At 59.9% G+C, this 26271-nt stretch carries 23 protein-coding genes; 14 read left to right on the plus strand and 9 right to left on the minus strand.

What is annotated here, in order from left to right; all coding sequences use genetic code 11:
• The first annotated feature begins 25 nt into the window (after nt 1-25).
• The 3 genes from HHJ06_RS03835 to HHJ06_RS03845 are packed head-to-tail and all read left to right on the plus strand — an operon-like array spanning nt 26 to nt 3900.
• Nucleotides 26-1027 carry a prenyltransferase/squalene oxidase repeat-containing protein gene (locus HHJ06_RS03835; protein ID WP_215427744.1) on the plus strand — a complete coding sequence of 334 codons (1002 nt, stop codon included), beginning with the start codon at nt 26-28 and terminating at the stop codon, nt 1025-1027.
• Nucleotides 1017-2462, plus strand: a complete 1446-nt coding sequence (locus tag HHJ06_RS03840; protein WP_215427747.1) for a hypothetical protein — start codon at nt 1017-1019, stop codon at nt 2460-2462. The genes HHJ06_RS03835 and HHJ06_RS03840 overlap by 11 nt, the downstream gene beginning before the upstream one ends.
• 13 nt (nt 2463-2475) lie before the next feature.
• The gene (locus HHJ06_RS03845) at nt 2476-3900 is read left to right on the plus strand and encodes a hypothetical protein (protein ID WP_215427750.1); all 1425 of its coding nucleotides are present in this window, start codon (nt 2476-2478) and stop codon (nt 3898-3900) included.
• Between the two features lie 47 nt (nt 3901-3947).
• Here the strand turns inward: HHJ06_RS03845 and proC are convergent, their stop codons facing one another.
• From proC to HHJ06_RS03860, 3 genes are all read right to left on the minus strand, one after another.
• Entirely contained in the window at nt 3948-4754 is an 807-nt protein-coding gene (gene proC, locus HHJ06_RS03850; RefSeq protein ID WP_215427753.1) for a pyrroline-5-carboxylate reductase, read from the minus strand.
• Nucleotides 4755-4843: 89 nt separating this feature from the next.
• Complete coding sequence (locus HHJ06_RS03855) at nt 4844-5416, minus strand: DNA-3-methyladenine glycosylase I (protein ID WP_215427756.1); 573 nt, start codon at nt 5414-5416, stop codon at nt 4844-4846.
• 1 nt (nt 5417) lies between these two features.
• A complete protein-coding gene (locus HHJ06_RS03860; protein WP_215427759.1) occupies nt 5418-6293 on the minus strand; it encodes an ABC transporter permease in 876 nt (291 codons plus the stop codon).
• A 150-nt stretch (nt 6294-6443) separates the two neighbouring features.
• Here HHJ06_RS03860 and HHJ06_RS03865 point away from each other — a divergent pair, with 150 nt between their 5' ends.
• From HHJ06_RS03865 to HHJ06_RS03880, 4 genes are all read left to right on the plus strand, one after another.
• Nucleotides 6444-7391 (plus strand): hypothetical protein, encoded by a 948-nt coding sequence (locus HHJ06_RS03865; protein WP_215427761.1) that lies wholly within the window; start codon nt 6444-6446, stop codon nt 7389-7391.
• A gap of 80 nt (nt 7392-7471) precedes the next feature.
• Nucleotides 7472-8521 (plus strand): serine/threonine protein kinase, encoded by a 1050-nt coding sequence (locus tag HHJ06_RS03870; RefSeq protein ID WP_215427763.1) that lies wholly within the window; start codon nt 7472-7474, stop codon nt 8519-8521.
• An 18-nt stretch (nt 8522-8539) separates the two neighbouring features.
• Entirely contained in the window at nt 8540-9169 is a 630-nt protein-coding gene (locus HHJ06_RS03875; protein ID WP_428994123.1) for a uracil-DNA glycosylase family protein, read from the plus strand.
• 72 nt (nt 9170-9241) lie between these two features.
• On the plus strand, nt 9242-9700 hold the full coding sequence (locus tag HHJ06_RS03880; RefSeq protein WP_343206594.1) for a GNAT family N-acetyltransferase: 459 nt from the start codon (nt 9242-9244) through the stop codon (nt 9698-9700).
• A 130-nt stretch (nt 9701-9830) separates the two neighbouring features.
• Here the strand turns inward: HHJ06_RS03880 and HHJ06_RS03885 are convergent, their stop codons facing one another.
• A complete protein-coding gene (locus HHJ06_RS03885; RefSeq protein ID WP_215427770.1) occupies nt 9831-11294 on the minus strand; it encodes a tryptophanase in 1464 nt (487 codons plus the stop codon).
• 152 nt (nt 11295-11446) lie between these two features.
• Here HHJ06_RS03885 and HHJ06_RS03890 point away from each other — a divergent pair, with 152 nt between their 5' ends.
• Nucleotides 11447-12040, plus strand: coding sequence for a M15 family metallopeptidase (locus HHJ06_RS03890; protein ID WP_215427773.1), 594 nt, complete (start codon nt 11447-11449; stop codon nt 12038-12040).
• Here HHJ06_RS03890 and HHJ06_RS03895 read toward each other — a convergent pair.
• The 4 genes from HHJ06_RS03895 to HHJ06_RS03910 form a co-directional block, all read right to left on the minus strand.
• Nucleotides 12030-13052, minus strand: a complete 1023-nt coding sequence (locus HHJ06_RS03895) for a DUF4105 domain-containing protein (RefSeq protein ID WP_215427775.1) — start codon at nt 13050-13052, stop codon at nt 12030-12032. The genes HHJ06_RS03890 and HHJ06_RS03895 overlap by 11 nt on opposite strands.
• Before the next feature lie 62 nt (nt 13053-13114).
• Complete coding sequence (gene pheT / locus HHJ06_RS03900; RefSeq protein ID WP_215427777.1) at nt 13115-15634, minus strand: phenylalanine--tRNA ligase subunit beta; 2520 nt, start codon at nt 15632-15634, stop codon at nt 13115-13117.
• 18 nt (nt 15635-15652) lie between these two features.
• Nucleotides 15653-16678: a phenylalanine--tRNA ligase subunit alpha gene (locus HHJ06_RS03905; RefSeq protein WP_022396059.1), complete on the minus strand. Its 1026-nt coding sequence runs from the start codon at nt 16676-16678 to the stop codon at nt 15653-15655.
• A 166-nt stretch (nt 16679-16844) separates the two neighbouring features.
• Nucleotides 16845-18002 carry a CynX/NimT family MFS transporter gene (locus HHJ06_RS03910; protein WP_215427779.1) on the minus strand — a complete coding sequence of 386 codons (1158 nt, stop codon included), beginning with the start codon at nt 18000-18002 and terminating at the stop codon, nt 16845-16847.
• Between the two features lie 480 nt (nt 18003-18482).
• Here HHJ06_RS03910 and HHJ06_RS03915 point away from each other — a divergent pair, with 480 nt between their 5' ends.
• Complete coding sequence (locus tag HHJ06_RS03915) at nt 18483-19106, plus strand: DUF417 family protein (protein WP_215427781.1); 624 nt, start codon at nt 18483-18485, stop codon at nt 19104-19106.
• Between the two features lie 386 nt (nt 19107-19492).
• Nucleotides 19493-19633 carry a hypothetical protein gene (locus HHJ06_RS03920; RefSeq protein ID WP_215427783.1) on the plus strand — a complete coding sequence of 47 codons (141 nt, stop codon included), beginning with the start codon at nt 19493-19495 and terminating at the stop codon, nt 19631-19633.
• Nucleotides 19634-19637: 4 nt separating this feature from the next.
• On the opposite strand, the gene HHJ06_RS03925 is transcribed toward HHJ06_RS03920, so the two are convergent.
• Nucleotides 19638-21509 (minus strand): M60 family metallopeptidase, encoded by a 1872-nt coding sequence (locus HHJ06_RS03925; protein ID WP_215427785.1) that lies wholly within the window; start codon nt 21507-21509, stop codon nt 19638-19640.
• Nucleotides 21510-21683: 174 nt separating this feature from the next.
• On the opposite strand from HHJ06_RS03925, the gene htpG reads away from it, so the two are divergent.
• From htpG to HHJ06_RS03945, 4 genes are all read left to right on the plus strand, one after another.
• A complete protein-coding gene (htpG, locus tag HHJ06_RS03930) occupies nt 21684-23525 on the plus strand; it encodes a molecular chaperone HtpG (protein WP_215427786.1) in 1842 nt (613 codons plus the stop codon).
• A gap of 75 nt (nt 23526-23600) precedes the next feature.
• The gene (locus HHJ06_RS03935) at nt 23601-24443 is read left to right on the plus strand and encodes a potassium channel family protein (RefSeq protein WP_215427788.1); all 843 of its coding nucleotides are present in this window, start codon (nt 23601-23603) and stop codon (nt 24441-24443) included.
• Nucleotides 24444-24609: 166 nt separating this feature from the next.
• On the plus strand, nt 24610-25716 hold the full coding sequence (alr, locus tag HHJ06_RS03940) for an alanine racemase (RefSeq protein ID WP_215427790.1): 1107 nt from the start codon (nt 24610-24612) through the stop codon (nt 25714-25716).
• Nucleotides 25717-25818: 102 nt separating this feature from the next.
• Nucleotides 25819-26259, plus strand: a complete 441-nt coding sequence (locus HHJ06_RS03945; RefSeq protein WP_343206599.1) for an RrF2 family transcriptional regulator — start codon at nt 25819-25821, stop codon at nt 26257-26259.
• Nucleotides 26260-26271: the final 12 nt, after the last annotated feature.

Raw genomic sequence — 26271 nt, forward strand, 5'->3', positions numbered from 1 at the left:
GAAAAACCATTAATCCATTTCCCCGATGAAAAAAGCCTCCATCCTCCTGATCCCCCTCCTCGCCTGCTGCATGGCGGCTGTCCCGCAGAACGCCGCCGCCCAATCCCCCGTGAGGATGTCCTCCCCCGTGCCGCCCCAGGTGGAGCTGATGTACGTGAAAGGGCTCCGGTACCTCCAGAACGCCCAGAAAACGGACGGAACCTATGAAGGCACCTACGGCCAGGAGCCCGGCATCATCGGCTTCTGCCTCATGTCCGTGCTGGCCCACGGGGATGACCCGAACACAGGCCCGTACGCCACCATGGTGCGCCGCTGCGTGAATTACATCCTGTCCAAGCAGAACAAGGGGTCCGGCTACATCGGGGATTCCATGTACAACCACGGCTTCGCCACCCTGGCGCTGTCCGAAGCTTACGGCATGGTGCGGGACGACCGCATCGGCCCCGCCCTGCGGAAAGCCGTGGCCCTGACACTGACCGCCCAGAAGAAGAACAAGACGGGCGGCTGGCGTTATTCCCCGGAATCCACGGATGCGGACAGCACGGTGACCGGCTGCCAGATCGTCTCCCTGTTTGCCGCGCGCAACGCGGGCATTCCCGTTCCTGACGAGGCCTTTGAACGCGGCCTCAAGTACATGGCCTCCTGCCGTGACAAGAAGGGAGCTTACGGGTACACCAGCCCGGCGGGCCCCCGCGTCACCCTCACGGCCATCGGCTCCCTGACGCTCTCCCTGGCGCGCCGCAAGGCGGACCCCTCCTTCAAGGATTCCCTGGCCTACCTGAAAAAGAACCTGAATTACCGGGATTCTTCCTACCCGTTCTACTTTGAATATTACATGTCCCAGGCCCTGTTCCATGCGGACCAGGAGGCATGGAAGGAATGGAATTACAAAAACATGCGCTACCTGGGAGCCTCCCAGACCCCTAACGGTTCCTGGCTTTCCGACCATTCCGCGGCCTATTCAACCTCCGCGGCCCTGCTCTCCCTGGCGCTCAATTACAGATTTCTACCCATTTATGAACAATAGCATCCGCCTTTCCCTCCTACTGGCTCCGGCGTTCCTGCTGACCGCCTGGGGTAATTCCGTCGTGGATGTGGTCACGGAGAGCAACTACCGCCTCCGCGGGGAGATTGTCTCCTACGGCAAACAGGGCATCGTCATCAGGCACCCGGCCATGCGCCAGAACGCGGTCATCCTCCCGTCGGAAATCCGGGCGCTTTATTTCACCGGAACCTCCTCTCCGGACCTCCGTTCCAGAGACAAGATTTTCATGGCTACCGGGCACCGGGACATCATCCCCTGCAATATCATCTCCATCACGCCGGACAAGGTGCAGTACCGGGACATGCTGGGCACGGAACGCTCCATCCCCCGCAGCCAGGTGGCCGGATTCCGGCTGGACACCATCCAGGAAAAAGGCTTCTGGCAGGAACCCCTGATTTTTGACAACAGCTGGGTTTATTCCAGCAGCAGGGGGGATGATGATTACCGCACCCAGGCCGGAAGAAAACTGATGAATGCCCTGAAACCGAAAATCCAGGGTGACAAGTACCAGTACCGGCTGGGCAACAGCGACTACCCCACCTGGACGCCCCTGTACAAGAACATCGGCCTGGACCCCTCTTCCTTCACTTTCCGCACCACCATGACGATGGACGGCAACAATGACCGCGCCGGCATTGTCTTCTGCTTCGGGGGGAATGAGAACATCGCCTTCCGGTCCAATTCCGGCAGCAGCCTGAACAGGCTCATGCTGAACATCGCCCCCGGCAAATGCACCCTGCTCCGGGAACAGAAATCCGGCATTATTGTCCTGGGGGAAGTGGACATCCCCACGCCCACCCTGACGGAAGGCGTGGACATCAGGCTGACGGCCTCCCGGCAGGGAGACCATGAACAGGTTTACGAGCTGCTGGTGGGAGACCTGCCCCCCAAGTTGATGACGGACCCCAGCCCTCCGGAACAGCCGCTGCAAGGGGGCGCCTTCGGCCTTCAGATGGAGGGGCACGTCTCCCTGACCATCAGCAGGCTGGCCCTTTCCTCCATCACCCTGAGCGCCAAGTCCGTCACCAAGAACGGGAACATGGATACGGACCTTGTCCTGACCAGGGAGGAGGACGCCATTCCCGGCTCCGTCAGCAGCTACAACAGCAGGAACAAGGTACTGACGCTTTCCACGGACAAGGAGTATCCGGACATCCCCCGGGAGCTCTCCATCCCGGCCAGGTATCTGGATACGGTCTTTTTTGCGGAACCCAAAAAGAAGGATGACTCCCGCACTCCCGCGGGCCACAGCATCCTGATGAAGGACGGCTCCCGCCTGCATGGCGACATCCTGAGCATGGACTCCGGAAAAATCATCCTGAGGCATTCCCAGCTCGGCCAGATTTCACTGCCTCTGAAAAATATCACCCGCGTGGAATTCCTGAATTCCGCACAACCCACCCGTTCCACCCCCTGATGCCCTCCACCATATGAAACAAGCAACAACGCTTTTCCTGGGCGCATGCGCCCTGCTGGCTGCCGCCCACCTGCCCGGCGTACGGGCGGAAGGGGTCATTACGCTTAAATCCGGGGAAAAACTGCCGGGCAGCCTGGACACGCTGGACAGTCCGTACCTGAAAGTCCGGTCCAGCATCCTTTCCAAACCCGTGGACGTAAAGGTGGAGGAACTGGACGAGCTGGTTTCTTCCCGCCCGCTGGACATTCCGGCGCAGTTTTCCGTCATCCGCCTTGCCAACGGGGATGAATTTTACGGCACCCTGAAGGCGCTGGATACGGAAAGCCTTCAACTGCAAACCGCGTGGGGAGGCCTGATTCCCGTCAACAGGAAGTACGTGCAGCACATCGGATTCGATTCCCAGAAAGCCTACATCCGCAACGCCACGGAATCCCTTCAGGGCTGGAAGTCCTCCTCCAACAACATGCTGCCGGAATGCCGCAACGGCTACTGGATCATGCGGGGCTCCAACAATACGGACCTGCAAACCACCTTCCCCACGCCGTCCCGGCTTCATGTGCAGTTTTCCCTTTACCATACCAATACGTTCCGAATCGCTCTCTCCCTCTGGCAGGACACTGATTCCGGAAGCAGCATTGACCTGGCCCTCTCCTTGGAAAAGGCGGAACTTGCCAAGAACAGCTCCGGCCAGTACCGGACGCTCGGCAGGGTCAAGCGGGATACGGCGCGGAACTGGTATGCGGACAAGACCATCAAACGTTCCGACGTTCATTTTTACGCGGATCCGGAAAAGGGAAATTACTACCTGTACATCAACGGCGAGCAGGTGGCCCGGTGGGAAGAGGTCAAGGAGATGGACAATATCTTTGAGAATGAAAACGGGGACGAGGAAGAAGAGAAGGAGGCCTCCAAAAAACATGAATTCAAACCGGGCAACACGTTTGTGGTGAGCGGGTATGACGGCTTGAACATGGCCATGTTCAACCTGAACGTGTTTGACTGGAACGGCGCCCTCCCCCACCTGGCGGACGAACAGGACATCATTTCCAAATATGACGGGGACGCCCCCAGGGACAAGGCCCTGCTGGTGAACGGGGACGTGCTCAGAGGCGCCATCTCCCTCCAGGAAAACGGCACCATCCGCATTAAGTCGGACCACTATGACGTTACCCTACCCACCGTCAAGGTGCGTGCCCTGGACCAGAAAAACCAGGAGGAGAAGAAGCTGCCGGAAGAGGCATCGGATACCCGCGTTTTCCTGACGGACCAGAGCATCCTTTCCCTGAATCTGGAGACCCTCAAGGACGGCTTTATGGAGGGGCATGCCGCCGCAATCGGAAAGGTGAGGATACCTCTGCAATCCATCAGAAAGGTCCAGTTCAACCTGCAAAACCCGGAACTCCGGAAGCAGAGGGAAACGCCGTTCCGGAGCAAATAGAGGCAGGTTTTCCCTTCCTTCCAGGGAAAACCGCCCACAGGGGCACGTCAGTGCTCCTCCATCTCCTCCGCCCGACGCACGGCGCTTTTCACAGCCTGTATCCAGGCATTGCGGAAGCCGCATTCATCCAGCGCGTTCAGGGCGGCGATGGTGGTGCCTCCGGGTGAGGTGACCTCATCCCGCAGCGCCATGGGATGCTTCCCCGTCTGCTCCAGCATGCGGGCGGAACCCAGCATGGTTCCCACGGCCAGTTCCAGGGCGGTTTTCCGGGGCAGCCCCATGGCTACGCCCGCGTCTGAAAGGGCATCCAGCGCCGTGAACATGTAGGCGGGGCCGCAGCCGGAAATGGCGGAAACGGCGTTCATCTGGGATTCCTGCACCTTGTAAACGGAGCCGCAGCCGGAAAGCAGCCGCCGGGCGGCTTCCTCATCTTCATCCGTCACGCCGGCTCCCGTACTGTAGGCAATGACGCCGGCCAGCACCATGCACGGGGTATTGGGCATGGCGCGTACAATGCGCGTTCCATCGCTGGCGCAGGCTTCCATGTCATCCAGGGAAACGGCGGCGGCTATGGAGATCAGGAGCGGCAGCTCTGCGCCGCGCTCGGAGAGGGAGGAGACAAGAGGCAGAATTCCATGCGGTTTCACGGCCAGAACAAGAACTTCCACCGCATCCGCCGCGGCTGCCTCCGTGGGCGCTTCATGCACGCCGGGGTATTCTTCCTGAAGGGCCTGTACGTTTTCATGGTGGTGGTCGTACACCCAGACTTCCTCCGGAACCACCGCTCCGGCTTTCAGCATGCCCCTCAGCAGGGCTCCGCCCATTTTTCCCAGTCCAATGATACCTGTTTTCATAATTGAAGATTTTTTGAGGTCAAAAACACAAGAGATTTATAGAAAATAAAAATACTAGTTACGATCGTGAAAATGAAAGGTAGTGATGATTAATTCTCTCTGCAAAAACAGCCTTCCATATGGTCATTCACAAAGCCCGCCGCCTGGAAAAAAGCGTAGCACATCGTTGAACCGAAGAATTTGAAACCCCGTTTTTTCATGTCCCTGCTCATGGCATCCGACTCGGGAGATGTGGCGGGGATTTGGCCCAGGGTCTTGAAATTGTTAACAACAGGCTTCCGGCCGGGGAAGAATGACAAGGCATACTCGTAGAAACTGCCGAACTCTTTCTGGATAGCCATAAACAGTTTGGCATTATTAATGGTGCTATTGATTTTCAGCCGGTTTCTGACGATTCCGTCAAATTGCATCAACCGGTCGACGTCTTCTGGCGTCATCTGCGCTACTTTCTCCACATCAAAGCCGTGAAAGGCTTCGCGGTATCCTTCGCGTTTCCGGAGGATGGTAATCCAGGCTAACCCCGCCTGGGCGCTTTCAAGTACCAGAAACTCAAACAGGGTCTTGTCATCCGTAACAGGTTTCCCCCATTCTTCATCATGGTATTTTATATATAGCGGGTCTGTTCCGGCCCAGCCGCAACGTGCATTGATGATGTCTTCCATACTAAAATTCCTTTTTCCTGAACAGCCACGCGGCCAGCGTCATGTGAAAGACAAAATACCCCAGCGTCATCAGCGCCAGCGTGCCGAACAGGGAAAGGGGGATCATCTGCCCGTTCAGGGCGGAATCCGTTACGGAATAAATCTGGAAGTTCGGGAAAACCAGGGAGAAGAGCCGGCTGCCCGCCAGCTCCCACCAGGAGAAGCCCCCGGTTCCGGAGCCCACCCACAGGGAAAGCGCCTGCGTCTGGAACAGCCCGGCCAGATAAACCATGAACGTCAGCAGCGCGCTGATGATGGTTCCGTTGGTAATGCAGGACATCAGCAAGGTCAGGGAGGAAAGCACCACGAACTCGCACATCATCACCCCCAGCCCCGTCTGCACGTTCCAGGTAGCTCCCTGGAGGCGTATCCGGTCCAGGTACGGCTGCATTTCCTCCACGGTATAACGCCCTTTCAGGGAGGCGATCTGCTCCGCCACCACCGTATCCGTCCGCAGCCAGAGCACCAGCGTCATCACGGCGTCCATCAGCAGCACGGCGATCAGGGTGAGGGCCAGCACTCCCAGCACCTTCCCCATCAGGTAGTCGATACGCGGCACGGGCTTGCACAGGATGGTGTACAGGATGCGGTCCTCCGCATCCTTCGGGATAATCAGGGCCGTGGCCGCCACGCAGAAAAACAGGCCGAACACCCGCATGGCGCCGTAAGCGGAGTTCTTCAGCAGCACCAGTTCATTGATGCCCCCGGTCTCCGGCCCCAGCACCGCGCTCAGGCGGAAGGAACTCAGGGCCAGCAGCGCCACGGCAAAGAGGCCCAGAAAAAGAAACACCTTCATGCGCACCAGCTGCGTGAAGGTGGTACCGGCGATTACGGCCATGCGCCTGGGCGAAGGTATATAACCGGAGGTAATCCATGCCATGCGGACCATCTTGCCGTATTCCGGAACAAATAAAAGAGCTTTTTATTTCATGTGCTGAACTCCTTCCGCCTTGAAGAAGCCCCCCTCCCGTGTTCTCATGTGGCGCGTATGAGTTTAAGATCCCAACTGGAAGAATTGCTCCCGGAACTTTTGCCTTCCGATCCGGCCCAGGCCATCAAGGGAACCAAACTCATCCGCCTGGTGCGCCTGAGGCTGGGGGAGGAATATTCAGACGCCTCCCTGCGCTACCATTTCTCCTTCATGGCGTCCGAGCCGGACTCTGAAATCGCCAAGGTGGAGCGCGGCCAGGGTTATTACAAGCGCGTGCGGGACCGGGAGGGCAAGCCGGCGGCCAGGGGGCTGCTGCCGCTGTTCCTGGGGGAAAACGAACCGGACGCCCTGAACTGCCGCGCCAAGGCGCTGGCCCTGGCGGTACGCCAGTATGACACCACGGGCCGCGGCGTCTTCGTATTCAGCACCAGTGAAACGGGAGCCTCCTGGGTAAAGCCGGACCTGGCCGTGGTGGAATGGCCGGAAGGGGAATGGGAGGGAAACGCGCTGGTGTTTGACCAAAGCGCGCTGCAGCGCCGCCGCATGATCGGCGCGCCCATGATGGGCATCCGCGGCGTCTGCGTGGCCCGCATGCCGGGCGGTGAAGACGGCAGGCGGGAATTTTTCCGGACCCTGGCCACGTCCCGCTGGGCGCAGTGCGGGGAGCTCGTCATCGTGGGGGAACTCCCGGATGATTCCGAATGCGCCGCCCTGCGCGGCCTGGCCGCGGAATTCGGCGTAGGAGTCCTCTGCCTGGAAATTGCGGATGAACGGCTGTGCGAACTGCCGGGAGCGGAGGAGATTTTCAAGGCCGGGGACGAGGAATGCGCCGCCCTGCTGGCGGAGCTCACGCCCGTGCGCCTGGCTTCCGGCCGGGTGAAGGCGCTGGAAGCGGATACCGGGGAAACCCTGGGCGGGGAATTCGGCGCCCTGTTTGACTGGCTGGCCGCCTGCCTGGAGCGCGGCAGCGTGGAGGAATACGAATTCCGGGTTTCCTGTTATTGACCGCCAATGGACAGATTCTTGACAGAACCTGCGTATTGAATTAAAGATTCCCCCGGCCCCAACCTGCCCCCAACCCTGACATGGAACAAGAAACCCTGGTTTACCCGCTTGCGAACAATACCGTTCTGCAAGACAAGTATACAATATTAAACGTCCTGAACGCCGGAGGCTTCGGCATCACTTACCTGGCTCTGGACAATCCCAATTCCCGGTACGTCGTCATCAAGGAATGCATGCCTGACGCCTATGCCTACCGGGACATGGAAACCGGGTTCGTCCACCCGCGGGACGAGCAGACCGCCGTCAACTTCGCCCAGAGCATTTCCAACTCCCGGCAGGAGGCATCCGTGCTGGCCCAGCTCAGCCACCCCGGCGTGGTGCAGGTGTTTGACATGTTTGACGCCAACGGCACCTGCTACTACGTCATGGAAAACATCCAGGGGCAGACCCTGTTTGACCTGATGACCACCATGCACGCCACCGGGCAGAGCATGGAGCCGGCCCGGGCCACGGACCTGCTGTTCCGCCTGCTGGACATCCTGCATTACCTTCATGCCATGGGGGTGTACCATTGCGACATCAAGCCGGGCAACATCTTCATCCAGCCGGACGGCACGCCCAAGCTGATCGACTTCGGCGCCGTGCGCACCAAGACCCTCCAGCACCAGGGCCTTGTCCAGATCACTCCCGGCTACACTCCGCCGGAATTCTATCCGGGCCGCCGCAGTGAAATCGGCTCCTGGTGCGACATGTATGAGCTGGGAGCCACGTTCTACGAACTGCTCACCGGCCAGGTTCCCCAGCCCGCGGACCAGCGTTCCGTGGTGGACCGCAACCCGAAGGTGACCAGTTACGCCGCCCTCCGGCAGACGTATCCCATGAACTTCCTTTCCGGAATTGACAAGGCCCTGTCTCCGGATGAACGCAACCGCTTCCATTCCGCCAAAGCCTGGAACGACTACATCAACGCCATGGCGGCCGCGGGCACCCTGCAGGCCGGGGGAGTAGCGCGGAAGGCGCTGCCCAAGGCCAGGAAAAAGTCCTCCGCCGGAACCGCCTTCTTCATCATCCTTCTCATTGCGGCGGCAGCCGCGTGGATATGCTGGAAGCAGGGCCTGATCAACTTCTGATCCCGGCTCCCGCCCATGATTGACCTGACGGAAGAACTGAAGGCCATGGCCGCGCCGGGGATGCAGTTGCCGCCCCTGCGCGTGGACCCGGCGGCCATCCGGACCGTGATGATCAATGAGGTGGTTCCGGAATGCCCGGAGAATGACTTTTACGGGAGCGCGCCCGCGCCGCTGTACCTGTCCACCGCCCTGCCCCTGTTCCGCCAGGCCGGGTTTCCGGCCTCTTCCATCCATGACGTGACGGATGCCGGCATTTACATCACCAACGCCGTCAAGACGCCCAAAAGGGAAACCACGGTTCCGCAGGCCATGATAGAAGAGAGCCTCCCGGTGCTGGAACGGGAATTGTCCCTTTTCCCGAATCTCCGCGCCGTCATGCTGATGGGTGACGTCGCCAAAAAGGCATTCAACATGATCGCCCGCGGAAGGACCGGGAAAAACGCCATTCCCTCCGGCTCCACCTATAAGCTCCGCAGGACTCCCTTCCATGCCATGGGACTCCGCATCTTTCCCTCCTACATCATGACGGGCCGCAATATCCTGATTGAAAAGTCAAAGATGACCATGGCCGCGGAGGACATCCGCGCCATGCTTGAGTTCATCCGCGGCCAGGAGCAGCCCGCTGCTTCCTCCGGCAAAGGGCAGTAGTAAAACAGGATGAGCCTTTGACATTTCAGCAGGCCCCTGCTCCAATGATTCATGCCGCAGGCGGGAGAGAACATGAACATCATTAAGATTGAAGACAGAACCCCCATACTGGTGGAACAGCTGGTGAAGGTCTGGAAAAGCTCCGTGACGGAAACCCATACGTTCCTGTCAGATGAGGAGATAAGCCATATTCAGGAATATGTTCCCCGGGCATTGACGGATATTCCCCATTTGATTATCGCAGAGAATGGGAACGGCATTCCGCAGGCCTTCATGGGCATTGATGAACAAAAACTTGAAATGCTGTTCATCGCGCCTGAAGAGCGCGGACGCGGCCTGGGAAAAAAGTTAATTGAATACGGCATGAAGGAATATTCCATTAACGAATTGGTGGTAAATGAACAGAATCCCCAGGCAAAAGGGTTTTACGAGCACATGGGCTTTCAGGTTTACAAAAGAACGGAGACTGATGAACAAGGCAGGCCATACCCTGTGCTGTACATGAGATTATCGCCATCCGTCCCATCCTAGCCGGGATTAAAAGGAGCGCCTCACCCTTGCGGTTAACGGCCCGCAGAGTCCCGCAAGGCGCCAGCGCAACAAGGGCTGAACCGGAACGGCCCAGCCCTTGAACATGCGGTTGTGCACGGGAATCCGCGCTTTACAGGCTTTCCCCGAAGTCCTGGCGGTACTTGGCTGCCAGTTTTTCAGGCCAGTCGCTCTTGGCGCGGAGCTTGCCCATGAAGAAGCGCAGGACGGGCGGTTCCTCCACGAATTCCAGGCCGCCGATCAAGTCGCGGTTGTCGTAGAGCCACTTCATGCGGTCCGCCACGTATTTGACCTGGGAGAGCGTGAAGACGCGGCGCGGGAAGGCCAGGCGGAGCAATTCCACATCCGCCAGAATGTCGTTGCCGTTTTCATCCCGGACGCTGGAGAGCGTGCCGCGTTCCATGCCGCGCACGCCGGAGGCGATGAAGAAGGCCGCCGCCAGGGCCCCGGCGGGATAGTCCTCCTGCGGAATGTGGGGCAGGAAGCGCCCGGCGTCAATGTGGGCGCCCAGGCCGCCGGCGGGCGTCACGCAGGGAATGCCCATGTCCACCATCTGGCCGATGAAGTATTCAATGAAGGAGGGGCTTTGGGAAATGACGGTCAGGTCCGTGGTTTCATACAGGCCCACGGCCATGGCTTCAATTTCGCGCACGGAAATGCCGCCATAGGTCAGGAAGCCTTCAAACAGGGGCACGAGGTGCTCCATCTTCTTGGCGATGGCCCGGTCATTCGTGCAGATGCCGCCGCCGCGGGAGGAGGAGACCTTGCGGGCGGAGAAGTACACCAGGTCCGCCAGGCCGCACATGGTTTTCAGGATGTCCGCGCAGGTGGAGTCCTTGAACTCGTCTTCACGCATCTTGATGAAGTACGCGTTTTCGCCGATCAGGGAGGCGTCCAGAACCAGCATGATGCCGAATTCGTCGCAAATGCCGCGGATTTCCCGCATGTTGGCAATGGAGAAGGGCTGGCCGCCGATGAGGTTGGTGGAGGCCTCCATGCGGACGAAGGGGATCTTGTCCGCGCCGTGCCGCGCGATGCAGTCCCGCAGTTTGGCCGGGTCCAGGTTGCCCTTGAACGGGTTGGTGCTGACCGGGTTGATGGCTTCATCCGCCACCAGTTCCTCAATCTTGCCGCCATTCAGGTCAATGTGGGCGTGCGTGGTGGTGAAATGGTAGTTCATGGGCACCACGTCCCCGGGCTTCACAAAAGTGCGGGCGATGATGTTTTCACAGGCGCGGCCCTGGTGGGCGGGAAGCAGGTATTCCTTGCCGAAGACGTCCTGCACGGCCTGCTTCAAACGGTCAAAGCTCTGGGAACCGGCATAGGCGTCATCCGCCCGGAACATGGCGGCAATCTGGTTGTCGCTCATGGCGTTGACGCCGGAATCCGTCAGCATGTCCAGATAAACGTCATTCGTGCTCAACTGGAAGGTGTTGAACCCGGCTTCCTGCGCGGCTTCCAGACGGCGTTCCACGGGAACGAGGTGCAGTTTCTGCACCACGCGGACTTTGTGCAGTTCCAGGGGAATCTGCTCCCCATTGTAAAATTTGACAACGTTGGATGGTTCTGAATTCATAAAATAAAAGATGAGTGAAAGTGTAGCAGAATGAGCCCTTTCCGCAACATAAAAGGAATGCCCGCGTCTTTTTGCGCCCTCCGGAAAGGCAGGTATGCCACTGGAAGGAAAAATGTGGAACTTCCCGGCGGAAGCCCCTAGCGTGAAACCCTATGAAAGAACACTGGAAACTGATTCAGCAGCATCTGGGGCTGGATGCGGACGGCATCCCCGGACCCCGGACAGCCCGGGCACTGATGGAAAAACTGGAGATCCGCCAGCCGGAGCATTCCTGGCCCAGCCAGGAGGAAGTGCGTTCCGGGAAATCCATCTTCGGACGGGCGGGAGATGAAAGCAACCTGACCAGCGTCAGGCTGCCCTACATCATGAGACTGGCGTGGGATACGGACACCACCGTTTCCACCATGCGCTGCCACAAGCTGGTGGCGGAACCGCTCACCCGCATTTTCCAGGCCACCCTGGACCATTACGGCATGGAGAAGATCAGGGAACTGGGCCTGGACCTGTACGGAGGCTGCTTCAACAACCGCTCCATCATCGGCGGAAAGGCCACGTCCATGCATGCCTGGGGCATCGCCGTGGACATGGACCCGGACAGGAACGGCCTGAACATCCCGGCACCAAAGGCGGTGCTGTCCGGACCGGAGTATGCGGCCTTCTGGCAGTTCGTGGAGGCGGAGGGGGCCGTGTCCCTGGGACGCACACGGGATTACGACTGGATGCACTTCCAGTTCGCTACTCTTTAACCGGGGCGGACGCGTCCGTGCGCCAGCCCTCCTCCCACCGGCGGCGGAGGGCTGCCCAGTCCGTCCCGTTCCCGCCATGTCCCAGGAAAGAGCGCTTTTTCAATTCCCGGAAATTTTCTCCGGGCAGATGAAGCAGCTCGCCCCGGTCATAGGCGTCCTGGTCACACATGCCGTTAAAGAGGGGCGTCCACTGCCAGCGGCGCACGCCCAGATAATCCTTGAAGGTATCCACCAGCTCCGTCGTGCAGTTGGCAGTAACGGTGTTGTAATAGCGCGGGCGTTCGTGGAGGCTGTTGATTTTCTCCGCAAAACCCAGGAAGGCTTTTTTCAGGTTCTCCCTGCCGATGTTGATGCGGTACAGGTACATGTCCTCCTTCCGGTAGGTGGTGCGCAGGCCGAAGAGGTCTTCCTCGTCCGCCAGGATGTAAATCACATTGAATTGCTTGTAGAGGCCCGGAATGGTCCCCTGCTCCACCCCTTCCGGCAGGCGCGTTTCCACGGAGAGCGCCAGATGCTTTCCATCCTCAAAGCCAAAGGAAAGCATGGTATGGGCCACAGATTCCATCCCGTCCCAGTGGCTTACGGCAAAGTCCAGCGTGGCCAGCCTGTCCAGGTCAAAACGGCGCGTGACGTAGCGGACGTCAAAGTCCCGCTCCGTCCGGTAAACAAAGCTGCGCACGTCCTTCACCACGATTTCATTCCCGTCAATTTCCACGACGGGCAAGCGGCTCCAGGAAGGCTGCCATTCCTTGCCGTTCGTCGCGGGAATGCACAGGTAATAAACCAGAAGCAGGGCGAGCACGCCCCAGGAGGCGCGCCAGAATACGGGCCGCTTCCCGCGGAAAACGAAGGCGCAGGCCATGGCTGCCGCGTAAAGCCACACCAGCACGGCGCCGCCCCATACATTGTAAAACACCACCCCGGCCGCCCAGAGGGAGAGGCCGAACCATGCCGCAAACATCAGGACCCGGGCGGTTATCAGGCCCGCATGGCGCAGGGAAGGCAGGTGCATGGGAGATTAAAAAGAGGCCGCGCGCTCCGGTTTGGTGAAACGCGCGGCCCGTTGACGGGGAATTATCTGAAGGAAAGGCCCTTTACCTTGTCCGTCAGGGCTTTCAGCACGCGCTGGTGCGCGGCGTCCACCTCCACGGCCGTGAGGGTCTTGGCCGGGTCCCTGTACAGGAAGGTGTAGGCGATGGATTTGCGGTCCGCCGGGAGCTTTTCACCGGAGGGGTCCGTAAACACGTCAAAGCAGGAGTAGCTGGCGAGCAGTTTTTCCCGGGCGGCTTCAATGGCCTTCACGATGTCCGCATTGGGCGTGGAAAGGGGCAGTTCCATGGCCGCGTCACGGGAGGAGCCGGGGAACTGGGGCAGTTCCGCAGCCTTCACGGGAGCGGTGAGGACTTCCTGCATTTTGCGCAGGTCCAGTTCCGCCACGTAAACGGGCTGGTCCAGGCCCAGCTCCCGGCAGCGCGCCAGGGACAGGCGGCCGAAGTAGCCGCAGGCCTTCCCGTCCAGCTGCACGTCCGCCCCCAGGGCGGCCTGTTCACGCGGTTTGGCGGGCGTCAGCGTAAAGCGGTGGCCCGGAGCCAGCGCTTCCATCACGGCCAGCAGGTCTTCAAAGGATGCCTGTTCCGGCCTGGGGTCCGCCCAGGAGCGCGCCGTGCGGTCCCCGGAAAGCAGGATGCCCAGCGTATCCGTTTCAATGTCCCTGCCCTTGCCGCCGCCCGTATTGCGGAAGACACGGCCAAGTTCAAAGAAGCGCAGGCCGGAGACTCCCTGGTTGCTGTTGCGCACGGCGGCGGCAATCAGGCCGGGAGTGTGCGCGGGACGCAGCACGGAGTGGTCCTCGCTGAGCGGCAGGGACACGCGGATGAGGTCGCCTTCCTGAAGGGGGCGCAGGGGCAGCGCGTCCTTCACCTGGGCGATGGCGGCGTCTGCGGACTCGGAGGCGATGAGCTTGATGGTCTGGGTTTCATAGAATCCCAGGGCCGCCAGCTTGCGGCGCAGTTCCATCTGGAAGTTATAGGCCACGTCCACCGGGGATTCCGTGACGAATGGGCCGGAAAAGCGGGACGGAATGCCGTCCAGGCCGAAGACGCGGACGATTTCCTCCAGCAGGTCGCAAGGGCGCGTGAGGTCCAGGCGGTGGGGGGGGATCAGCCAGCATTCCGGGGAATCCGGAACCTGCACCAGGCCCAGCGCCGTCAGGATGCGCGCGCCTTCCTCATGGGAAATGGAACCGCCGGACATCTGGTCCAGGGCCTTCCAGGGGAGGTTCACGAAGCCCAGTTCATTGACCACCGCGGCGCCCTTCCCCTGCTTCAGGGAAGCGAACGCGGAAACGGGGCCGTCCGGCTCCCCGCAGGAAGGCATGCAGGCATGCGCCGGATTGGGCACGGGAGCCCCAGCCACATACGTTTTGGAGGCCGTGCCGCCCGCCAGCTGGAGGATCAGCTCCACGGCGCGCACGGAACCACGCAGAACATTCCAGGCGGATGTGCCGCGTTCAAAGCGGTAGGAAGAGTCGGAAGACAGGGCCAGCCTGCGGGACGTGGCGCGCACGGAGGAGGGCTTGAACCAGGCGGATTCCAGAATAATGTCCGTAGTGGCGTCCGTCACGCCGCTTTCCTCCCCGCCCATCACGCCGCCGATGGCGAGCTCCTTGCCGGACTGGTCCGCGACGACCAGGTCCGTGCAGTTGAGCGTGTATTCCTGGCCGTCCAGGGCCTTGAAGGCTTCCCCCTCATAGGCGGTGCGGGTGACGATGCCGCCCTGCACCTTTGCCGCGTCAAACGCGTGGAGGGGCGTGCCCAGTTCATGCAGGACGAAGTTGGTGACGTCCACAATGTTGTTAATGGGGCGCAGGCCAATGGCTACCAGTCGTTCCTTCAGCCATTCCGGGCTTTCCTGCACCTTCACGCCGCTGATTTTCACGGCGGTGTAGTACGGGTTCAGGTCCGGCTGGTCCAGGCGCACGAAGTCTCCGGCAGGTTCCAGCTCCACCCCGGCGTCATCAATGGAAACGGGCCTGTACTCCCGTCCGGAGATGGCGGCCAGTTCATACGCCATGCCGTTGTGGGAGAGCAGGTCCGGACGGTTGGGCGTCACTTCCACTTCCACCATGGTATCCGCCTTCACGACCTGGGAGATGGGCGTGCCGATTTCCAGTTCCTGCGGAAGAATCCAGAGACCGTGCTCCTTGTCGGGCAGCCCCAGCTCGGAGGCGGAACAGAGCATGCCGCGGGACTCCACGCCGCGCAGCTTGCCCACCTTGATTTCAAAGTTGCCGGGCAGCACCGCTCCCGGCAGGGCGCAGGGCACCTTGTCCCCCACCTTGTAGTTCTGCGCGCCGCATACGATCTGGTGCAGCGCACCGTCTCCCACGTCCACCTGGCAGACCTTCAGGCGGTCCGCCTGGGGGTGCTGTTCCGCGGAGGCCACGCGGGCCACCACCACGTACGGGGAGTCCACGCCCTGCTGGCGGATGTCTTCCACTTCAATGCCGGCAAAGGTCAGCATGTCCGACATTTCATCCACGCTCAGGCCGGCCAGGTCAATATACTGGGAAAGCCAGTTAAGGGAAATTTTCATATCTGGGTAAAGTAAGAATTATTGGAATTGGGCAAGGAAGCGCACGTCGTTCTCAATCAGGGCCCGGATGTCCCGGATGCCCCAGCGGATCATGGCCAGGCGGTCCAGGCCGATGCCGAAGGCAAAGCCGGTCAGCCCCGTGTAGCGGGCCTGCACGCCGGGTTCCAGCCCCAGCTCGCGGTCCACGGCTTCAAAGACATTCGGGTCCACCATGCCGCATCCGGCAATCTCCACCCAGCGCGGTTCCTGACCGTCCACCTTCAGCTTCACGTCAATTTCAAAGCTGGGTTCCGTGAACGGGAAGAAATGGGGGCGGAAGCGCACCTCCGTGTCAGAGCCGAAGAGGGCGCGCAGGAAGTACTCCAGCGTCCCTTTCAGGTCGCCCACGGAAACGTCCGTATCCACATACAGGCCTTCCAGCTGGTTGAAGGCGGAAAGGTGCGTGGCGTCAATCTCGTCCCGGCGGTAGGCGGAACCGGGGGAAATCACGCGGACGGGGGGCGTCTGCTTCTCCATGGAGCGGATCTGCACGGTGGAGGTGTGCGTGCGCAGCAGCTTGCCGGAATCAAAGTAAAACGTATCCTTCTCATTGCGGGCCGGATGGTCCTCCGGCGTATTCAGCGCGTCAAAGCAGTGGAACTCGTCCTCAATCTCCGGGCCGTCCGCCAGGGCAAACCCCATGTGGCGCAGAATGCGGATGGCTTCATCCCGCACGATCGTGAGGGGATGCAGGCCGCCCTGCGGCAGGGAGCGGGCCGGAAGCGTCAGGTCAACGCCGGCCACGGCGGCCTTGTCCGCCTGGGCCTGCACTTCCTCCAGCTTGGCGTCCAGGGCCTCGGTGATGGCCTTGCGGGCCTCGTTGAGCAACTGGCCGACGGCGGGCTTTTCCTCCCTGGGAACATCCTTCATGCCCGTCTGGGCCATGGTCAGTTCCCCTTTTTTGCCAAGGATGGCTACGCGCGCGTCTTCCACGCCGCGCCTGTCAGACACCTGGGCAATGCGCGCCAGAGCGTCCCGTTGAATGCGTACAATCTCTTCCTTCATAAAATTTGACGGGCAAGAGCTTACCCGTCCCCCCCGCCAGCGTCAAGCCCTTCGGGCGATGCGGACTTTCTGTAAAAGCAAATAAAACAGGCGGAAAAGTTTCTTAAACAGAAACCGCCTCTACAATTAACCGCTAAACCTTAATCATTATCATCTTCCCCCCAGGTCACACATATCCCGGCTGGGCGGACATGCGGCCGGAAATCATGCCGAGCACGCAGAAAAAGGTGTATACCAGACCGAAGGTCAGGAAAGAGCCGCCCGGGTGCAGGAAGGAGGTGAACAGCAGGCTCAGAGCGGCGCCCATGGTAAAGCCAATGCCCTGGGCCATGCCGGAAAGCCTGATGGATTCCGAAGGGGTCCGGGCGCGTTCCACCATCAGCGCCATCCCGCGGCTGAACACGGTTCCCGTCGCCAGGCCGAACAAAATGGCCATCCAGAGGGCCCAGTCCAGCGGAAGGTACAGGATGCCCCAGCAGGAAAGGGCCGCCAGCGCCATGGCCATCACGATGAGAAGGCCCCTGCCCCCCGTGGCTTTTTCCAGGGCATGCGCGGCGAGCGTGGCGGGAAGCTGGGCGAACATGGCTACGGACAGGATGAAGCCGGCGTCCACGTAGCTCATGCCGCGTTGCCTCAGGAAGATGGGAATCCAGGTATAAAAGAAGTAGGCGGCTCCCACGCGGCTTAAATAAAAGATGGTGACCTGCCATGCCTTGCTGCTGTGCAGCAGATTGTTTCCGGAAGCCGACGGATCGCGCTGAAGCACGCCGACGGGATGCTTGAGAAAGTAGGCGCCCCATACCAGCATGCCCAGCAGGATGGGAATAATCCAAATCCCCAGGCCAAAGCGCCAGCCGCCCAGCATGTTGGAGATGGGAACGGACAGACCGGAGGCCACCGCGCTGCCTACCCCGATCATGGCGCTGTAAACGCCCATCATGGCGGAGGCGTGGTCCGGGAACTGGTGCTTGATCAGTCCGGGAATGGCCGCTCCGGCAATCCCCATGCCCAGCCCCATCAGAATCATGCCGCCGTACAAGCCGGCCACGCCGTCCCAGCTGCGCCAGAAAATGCCGGCCACGGCCAGAAGCTGGAACCAGAAAATGATCTTCCACGGCGTCATCCAGCGCGCCACGCGCGGGGAAATGGGAGCCGCCACGCCCAGCACAAACACGGGCAGCAGGGCAAACAGCCCTGAATTTTCCAGGGAAAGGCCCATGTCCTTTTCAATCGTCCCCAACAGCGGATCTGGAGAATCAAACCCGGTGCGCAGGTTGAAACAAACGATTAAAAAAGCCACAAACAGCAGCATCTTTCCCTTCATGCTTCCGGAAATTCCTGCCTTATCCATCCCATGTTATACAGTCCCGTGCCCGCGCCCGTTCAAAAGTAAACCACTTTTCCGGGAAACAGCTTGTCACGTTGAAGGGAGAGCGGACATAAAACCGCCAGGCAGGGAACGCCCCTGATTTTCTTACAAGGGCCGGGAAACCGCGTTGCGGTTGGACGGAATGCGGACATGAACCGCGCATGGAGAAGGAGCCCGCAAGCTTTCTTCCAGTCTCCGCAAAGACTTTCCGCATCCCTTCCTGTTCAGGACAAGGGCCGGTCATGAAAGTAAAAACGGGAGACGCCAGTCCATTTTTCTCCCTTCTTTCCCATTTTCCCTCATTCATAGCGAAAAAACACCATCAGTCTAAAAAAGAATATCTTACGCTTTTTTTGCTTTTTATATCCCTATAGGAATAAAAGGAATTAAACTAAATTCCCTTGACGGTGAATCCTTTCAGTATTACAAGCGGATATGTTTACCACATGCCCGTCCCCTGAAAAATGCCTTCAGTATGCCGATAAACTCCAACGCTTCGGCATCAATTTCCTGAGGGTAGCCGTCTTCATCGTCTTCGCCTGGATTGGCGGCCTCAAGGCCTTCCAGTATGAAGCGGACGGCATCGTTCCCTTTGTGGCCAACAGCCCGATGATGAGTTTCTTCTACAACAAGGAGGCTCCAGAATACAAGCAGCACATGAACAAGGAGGGGGCTGTGGTTCCGGCCAACATTGCCTGGCATAAGGAAAACAACACCTACGGTTTCTCCTACGGCCTGGGAACCCTGATCGTCACCATCGGAACGCTTGTACTGCTGGGCATCTTTTTCCCGAAGGTGGGCGTCATCGGCGATTGCCTGCTCATCATCATGACCGCAGGCACCCTGTCCTTCCTGATTACCACGCCGGAGACGTGGGTGCCTGACCTGGGAGGCCCCAACCACGGCTTCCCCTACCTGTCCGGAGCGGGCCGCCTGGTCATCAAGGACATTGCCACGATGGCCGGAGGCGTCATCCTGCTGGGCACGGACTTCAAGCGCATCCTGAAAGCGCGCCTTGGCCGGGCCAGGACCGGGGAATCCTGCTGCTGCAACAAATAACAGTTCTTTCCGCCCATAATCTCGTCCCTCACCGCCCCTGCCGAAAGCAGGGGCGGTTTTTTACGCAGTAAAGATTCCCTCCGGCAATGATAAGCCGGGCCGATTCTTCCGGAAAGAGGCACATGCTGAAAAGATCATCCTTCAAGCCGCCGTGCACAATTTTACGGTGAACCGGGAATACACGGTGTCTTGACCACGTACCGTCCCGGCCGGGAGCGGAAGGTTGATTCGCGCCTCTCTGCGGTTAACCCACCCTGGGGGCTTCATTGCTGAATCCAACCCAGGGAAGCGGAGGGACTATTCTTTACAAGGGCCGGGAAACCACCTGGCGGGGGAGGACGGAAAGCGCAACTTGAAACCCGGTGGTGAAGAAGCCTGAAAGACGGATGAATCAACCCCTTGTTCCCAAGCAGCGCGGCCATGAAAAATACACCGGAGCGGAGCATGCCGCGCGGCCTGAGAAGCCTCCCATGAAAAAGCGCCGCCGTTCCGGAGAACGGCGGCGCCCGAACACGCTAACCTCTTAAGTTGTTATTTGGCGGGACGCTTGCCGTATGCCAGCGTACGCTTGCCATCCCAGGAAACGGCTTCAATCCGCGTGGAGCCCTCCGGATAGGGAACCGTGGTGGAGGAATTATCCTTGGAATCCGTTCCCACCATGGTGATGCGGACCATTTCCTTGTCCTTGTAGGTTTCAAAGACGGCGGCGTTTTTCCACACGTCATGGGAGATGATGCGCCGGTCGCCCTTTTCCGTGATGCCCTGGTTGTAAGCGCCCCGGACGGGAAGGCGGTTTTTATATGCTTCCACGCTGTTGACGGAAATGTAGTAAATGACGGGGCTTTCCGGCTTCTTGTATTTCCTGGCGTAGGCAACCAGGTTCTTGCAGTCGGATTCCGTGATGGTCATGCGGGCGCAGGTATAGTCGTCCAGCTCCTGGTCAATGGGCTTGAGCATACCGGTTTTCTGGAAGAAGTCCGTCAGGTCCTGCCTGGAGACGTCACAGGCGTTCTTCATGAAAGCGAGCTGAAGCTCTCCATCCTTCTTGCCCTTGGTATCCATCTTGATGGCCTTGTAGAAAATGTCCGGATAAAAGTCCGGGTTGCCCTTCCCGGCTACCTTGAAATACAGCTCAAGCTGCCACAGCGGAGCCAGCTTGACAAAGTGGTCATGCACCATGGGGCGGTTGTCCCCGCCGGAACGCTTGTCCGGGCCGGCCTGGATGAGCCAGTTCTCCCCCTTCAGGACGCCGTTGTTCAGGTAGGCGTTGAAGCGGCCGCCGATCATGTTTCCATCCCCGCCGTTGATGCGTTCATGCTCCAGGCGCATGCTGCCGGGGTTCAGCATGTAATTCACGTAGGCGGAGTAAATGTTGTTGGTCACTTCCCCGGTGGACACCCATTTCATGGCGGGGCGCACCTGGTTCACATGGCCGAATTCATGGGCAATGCCCCAGGCGCTGCCGGGAATCTTGTCCGGGTTGCCCACTTCCCCCATGGTGCCGTTGTGGAAGGCGGCGCCCGTGCCGTCCGCGTGCATGAAGCCGTTCCAGATCACGCGGCCGAACATCCGGTTTTTGGGCAGCATCTTGTACTTGTACAGCCCCATGATCTGCTGTTCCATGCCGATAATCTTGTCGTACAGGGCGATGAGTTCCTCTCCCTTGTCCGGGCAGAATTTTTTGAGTTCCTCCACCGGGTACACCAGATGGACGCGGCTGCCCACGATGTCCACGACTTCCGTGGGGGAATTTTCCAGCATCTTCTTCCAGTCGCTGTTCTTGCTCACGCTGCCCACGAACACGCCGTTCACCTTGCCGGACGGAATGGACAGGTGCACCTTGGGTGCCTTTTTGTAGTTGGGCGTGAAGTATTCAATGTAGCCCAGTCCCTTGTTCTTCGCCTTGATGATATTGATTCCCTCCTTCAGGGGATAGGAGCTGCGCCCCCCGTCGCGCCCGAAGTTATGGATGACCAGGTTCAGCTTTTCGCCCTTGGGGTCTCCCATTATCAGCAGTACGTCCTCCCCTTCCTCAAAAAAGATGCCGGTGGGGTTTTCAAACTTGCTGTACTGGCTGGTGCGCAGGCGGTCCGCCAGGTCCTTCACCGGTTCATACGGTTCCGCCGTGATGGCGCGTGCCTTGCGGTCATATTTTTTATCCGCCATCTGCTGCGCGAGCCCGCGCACGAAGGGATCCTTGATTTTGGCAATGCGGTCACGCGTGACATTGGGCTTCAGCGCCAGCATGAAGTCATTGGTGAAGACGTTGGAATCCAGCGCCTTCAGGCCCGCTTCCGTAATCGGAACGGGCCCGGTTTCCTGGGCGGAAAGCACGCCGCCGCCCAGCATGCCGCAGAGGGCCAGTAAAAGGGCCCCCTTTTTCAAAAAGGGTGAAAGGATCATGTTTATAAAACTATACTGATTAGTTTCCAGAATTGTTTCAAGGAAAAATCCTCCGGCGTGAACATGGCCGGAAAAAGACCGTTTTTGTGACATGGGGTATTCCTGCCACCGCTTAAAAACTGTCCATCCCCTTGACGAGGTCCCTATAATGGCACCCGCAACACATTTTTCCACATGAATACAGAAACACATCCATTTCAGGCGGAAGTCCGGCAGTTGCTGGACATTGTCATCAACGCCCTTTACAGCGACCGTGAAATCTTCGTCCGGGAACTCGTTTCCAACGCTTCCGACGCCTTGGAGAAGCTGCGCTTGAAACAACTGACGGATTCCAACATCTACCAGCCGGACAAGCCCCTGGAAATCACCATCGCCACGGACAAGGAGAACAAGACCATCACCATCGCGGATACCGGGATCGGCATGACGGAGGCGGACCTGGTGGAAAACCTGGGGACCATCGCCCATTCCGGCACCAAGAAATTCATGGAGGCCCTCAAGCAGAAGCAGGAAGGCGGCGCGGACCTGATCGGCCAGTTCGGCGTGGGGTTCTACAGCTCCTTCATGGTGGCGGACCAGGTGGAGGTTTTCACCCATTCCCATGAACCAGAGGCGCCCTCCCTGCGCTGGACCTCCAACGGGAGGGAAGGCTACAGCATTGAAACGCTGGACGAACCGCTGGACCGCGGCACCCGCATCGTCATCCACCTGAAGGATGAATATGAGGAGTTCTCCCAGGAATACCGCGTGAAGGAACTTCTGCGCCGTTATTCCAACTTCGTGGGCTTTCCGATCAATTTCAACGGGGAGCACATCAACACCGTCCAGGCCATCTGGTCCAAGTCCAAGTCCGATGTAAAGCCGGAGGAATATGACGAGTTCTACCAGTTCATTTCCCACACGGATGAAAAGCCCATGTCCTACATGCATTTCAGCGCGGACGCCCCCATTGTGCTGAATGCCCTGCTCTTCATCCCCAGAAGGAATCCGGAGATGTTCGGCTTCGGCCGCGTGGACGCCAACGTTTCCCTGTACTGCAAGCGCGTGCTGATTGACGCCAAGCCGGAAGGCCTGCTGCCGGAATGGCTGCGCTTCCTGAACGGCGTGGTGGACAGCGAGGACCTTCCCCTGAACATTTCCCGTGAAATGCTCCAGGACAATTCCCTGGTGCGCAAGATCAGCGATATCATCACCAAGCGCTTCATCAAACACCTGGACAAACTTGCCAAAGACGAGAAGGAGACGTACAAGGAATTCTACGGCCAGTTTTCCCGCTACCTGAAGGAAGGGGTGGTCACCTCCTGGCCGAACAAGGAATCCCTGGGCAAGCTGCTCCGGTTTGAGTCCACCGCTACGGATGCGGGGGAAACGACCTCCTTTGAGGAATACATCACCCGCATGAAGGAAGGGCAGACCGCCATTTACGCGCTCACCGGACCCTCCCGCTCCCATCTGGAGAACAGCCCGTATCTGGAAGCCTTCAAGGCCCGCGGATATGAGGTGGCCTTTTTCACGGACCACGGGGACGAGTTCGTGCTGGATTCCCTGTCCAGCGTGGACGGCAAGCCCGTCACGATGATTGACCGCGCGGACGTGGAACTTCCGGAACTGGAGGAAGAACGGAAGGACGCCCTTCCCCAGGAAGAGGCCACCGCCCTGGAAGAATGGATGAAGGAACTATATCCGGAAAAATTCTCCAAGGTGACGCTGGGCAAGCGCCTGGTCAGCGGTCCCGCCGTGGCCCTCCAGACCGGCAATGACATGGGCCCGGAAATGAGGGCGTACATGAAAGCCATGGGGCAGGAAATTCCTGAAAGCCATCCCCAGCTGGAACTGAACCCCTCCAACCCGCTGGTGAAAAAACTCTCCGCCCTGAGGACGGAAAATCCGGAACTGGCCCAGATGGTGGCGGACCAGATCGCGAACACCGCCCTGCTCCGCGCCGGCATGCTGGATGATCCCGCCGTGCTGGCCCAGTCCTCCCAGGCCCTGATGGAGCAGCTTCTGCTGAAGTAGGCTCCGGCAGAAAAACGGCCTCCTTTTAAAAGCCGCTCCCTGCCGGGGGCGGCTTTTCCTTTTACCTCCCCCGTCATGAACGCATTCCACCGCACGCCCCGGCATTTCCTCTTCCTGAAACTGGCCTACCAGTCCGGCATGTGCCTGCTGGCCCTGGTGGCCGTAACGCTGGCCGCCATTGACCTGACTTCCGAGGCCGCCGAATGGGAAGTCACGGCGGACCGGGTGATTTACTGGATTTTCGTTCTGGACTACGCCGTCCGTTTCTCCTTCAGCCCGCACAAATGGACCTTCATGAAGGAGCACGTGTGGGACCTGCTGGCCATCATCCCCTTTGACGTCCTGTTCCGGCTGTTCCGGTTCGCCTCGCTTGGGGAAATCCTGCGGCTCGCCAGGTATCTGGACCTGTTCTCCTACGCCATGAGGTTCACCACGCGCATCAGGCGTTTTTTCAACACGAACGGGTTCAAGTATATCTGCATCGCCGCCCTGGTCATCATCCTGCTGGGCGCCGTGGGCATCCACCTGGCGGAGGGAATGAGCCTGCCCAACGGCATCTGGTGGTCCTTCGTCACGGCCACCACCGTGGGCTACGGGGACACCTACCCGGTCACCACCCCCGGAAAGTTCCTGGCCGTGTTCCTGATGCTCACGGGCATCGGCTTTGTGGGGACGCTCACCAGCACCATCACCTCCTTCTTCCTGCATCCCCATGCAGGAGAACCGCTGCCGTACAGGGAGGAGGAGATTGAAGCCATCAAGAAGAAGCTGGACGGCCTGTCCTCCATGACGGACGAGGACATAGACACCATGGCGGCCCTGCTGAAAACCCTGCGGGACGCCCCGCACGCATCTTCCCCTCCAGGGCAGGAGCCTTCCGCTGCCAGTCCCGGCGCCGTAGCGCAAAAACCGGAATGACCCGGATGCCGGACGATGTCCGCACGCCTTCCGCGGCCATCCCCTCTTTTTGCCGCAAGACTGACAAAAATCCGTCTGGCATTGCACGGGCAAAGGCGGACAATCCCTCCGTACCGGGACCGCATGCCGTCCCTCTCCTTTTCCAACCTCTCCGCCTTTCTCCACCATGCCAGTTACCAGCCCCCCCCGCGCCTGGGCCGAAATCGACCTCGGGGCCATCCGCCATAACCTGAACGTCGTCAAGCAGGCGGCCAAAGGCGAGTTTTACATGCCCGTAGTAAAGGCCGGGGCCTACGGCCACGGGCTGGAACAGGTCTGCCGCGCGCTGGATTCGGAAGGCATCACCTTCTTTGGAGTGGCCAATGTGGGGGAGGCGCGGCGCATCAGCCAGGCGGGGTGCCGTACCAGGCCCTACATCCTGGGCCCCTCCTTTCCGGAGGAACGGGAGGAAATCGTGCTGAACGGCTGGCGCTCCTTCATCTCTACCATGGAGGAGGCCGTGCATTACAATTCCCTGGCAAGGCTGTACGGAAAGACGCTCCCCATCCATATTTCCGTGGATACGGGCATGGGCCGCGGCGGCTTCCTGCCGGACCAGCTTGAGGAACTGCTCTCCCGCCTGGGGGAGCTGGACAGCCTGTACATGGAAGGGCTGGGCGCGCACCTGCCCTGCGCGGATGAGGACCGGGCGCTGACGCTGAAGCAGATCGCCCGCTTTGAACGGATGGCCGCCCGCATCCGGGAAAAACTGCCCCTGAAGTACTGCCACCTGGCCAACAGCGCCGCTTCCCTGGATTATGAGATTCCCTCCAACAACCTGTGCCGTCCCGGCCTGGTGCTGTACGGCTTTTCCCCCATTCCCTCCCCATGGGCCGCGCAGTTGAAGCCGGCCATGGCCCTGTTCTCCCGCCTGACGGTGGCGCGCACGCTGCCGGAGGGGCACGGCATTTCCTACGGAGGCACCTTTGTAACGGATCATCCCACCCAGGTGGCTACCGTGGGCATAGGCTATGCGGACGGCTACCTGCGTTCCCTGGCCCACAAGGGCGCCCGCGTAATGGTGGACGGCGTCTCCTGCCCGCTGCTGGGGCGCGTGACGATGGACCAGATCATGGTGGACGTAAGCGGCGTTCCCCATCCGGAACCGGGCATGGCCGTGGAAATCATGGGACCGAACATTCCCGTGACGGAACTGGCGGAAAAGGCCGGCACCATTTCCTGGGAAATCTTCACCGGAATAGGCCCCCGCGTGCCGCGCCACTACAGCTGCTGAGGCGCCTGGCGGAGAAGCGGTTCACGCTGTCCGTTTATTCCGCGCGGTGCCTTCATTCCCGATTGACGCGCAGCCTGAAATATCGTTTAGTTAGCCCGTATGATGAAGGTTTCCACCAGAGGACGTTACGCACTGCGCCTGATGATCGACCTCGCCCGGCACCGCGACGACGGCTACGTCTCCCTGAAGGAGATTTCCGCCAGGCAGGACATCACCGTGCGGTATCTGGAACAAATTATCGCCATCCTGCTGAAAGCGGGCTTCGTCCAGAGCTTCCGGGGCAAGTCCGGCGGCTACCGCCTGTCCCGGCATCCGCGGGAATACACCACGGAAGATATCCTGAAACTGACGGAAGGCTCCCTTCTCCCCATCTCCTGCACGGCGGCTCCGGAAAGCCCGTGCCCGCGTGCGGCAGGCTGCGCCACACTGCCCTTCTGGCGGGGGCTCCAGCAGGTCATTGAGAATTACCTTCACCGCGTCACGCTGGAAGACCTGATGGAACAGCAGAAGGAGATAGGCTGCGATTACGGCGCAGGCATTTAACCGGCGCCCGGC

The organism is Akkermansia muciniphila (assembly GCF_018709685.1).
In the GTDB taxonomy this organism is placed as follows: domain Bacteria; phylum Verrucomicrobiota; class Verrucomicrobiia; order Verrucomicrobiales; family Akkermansiaceae; genus Akkermansia; species Akkermansia muciniphila_E.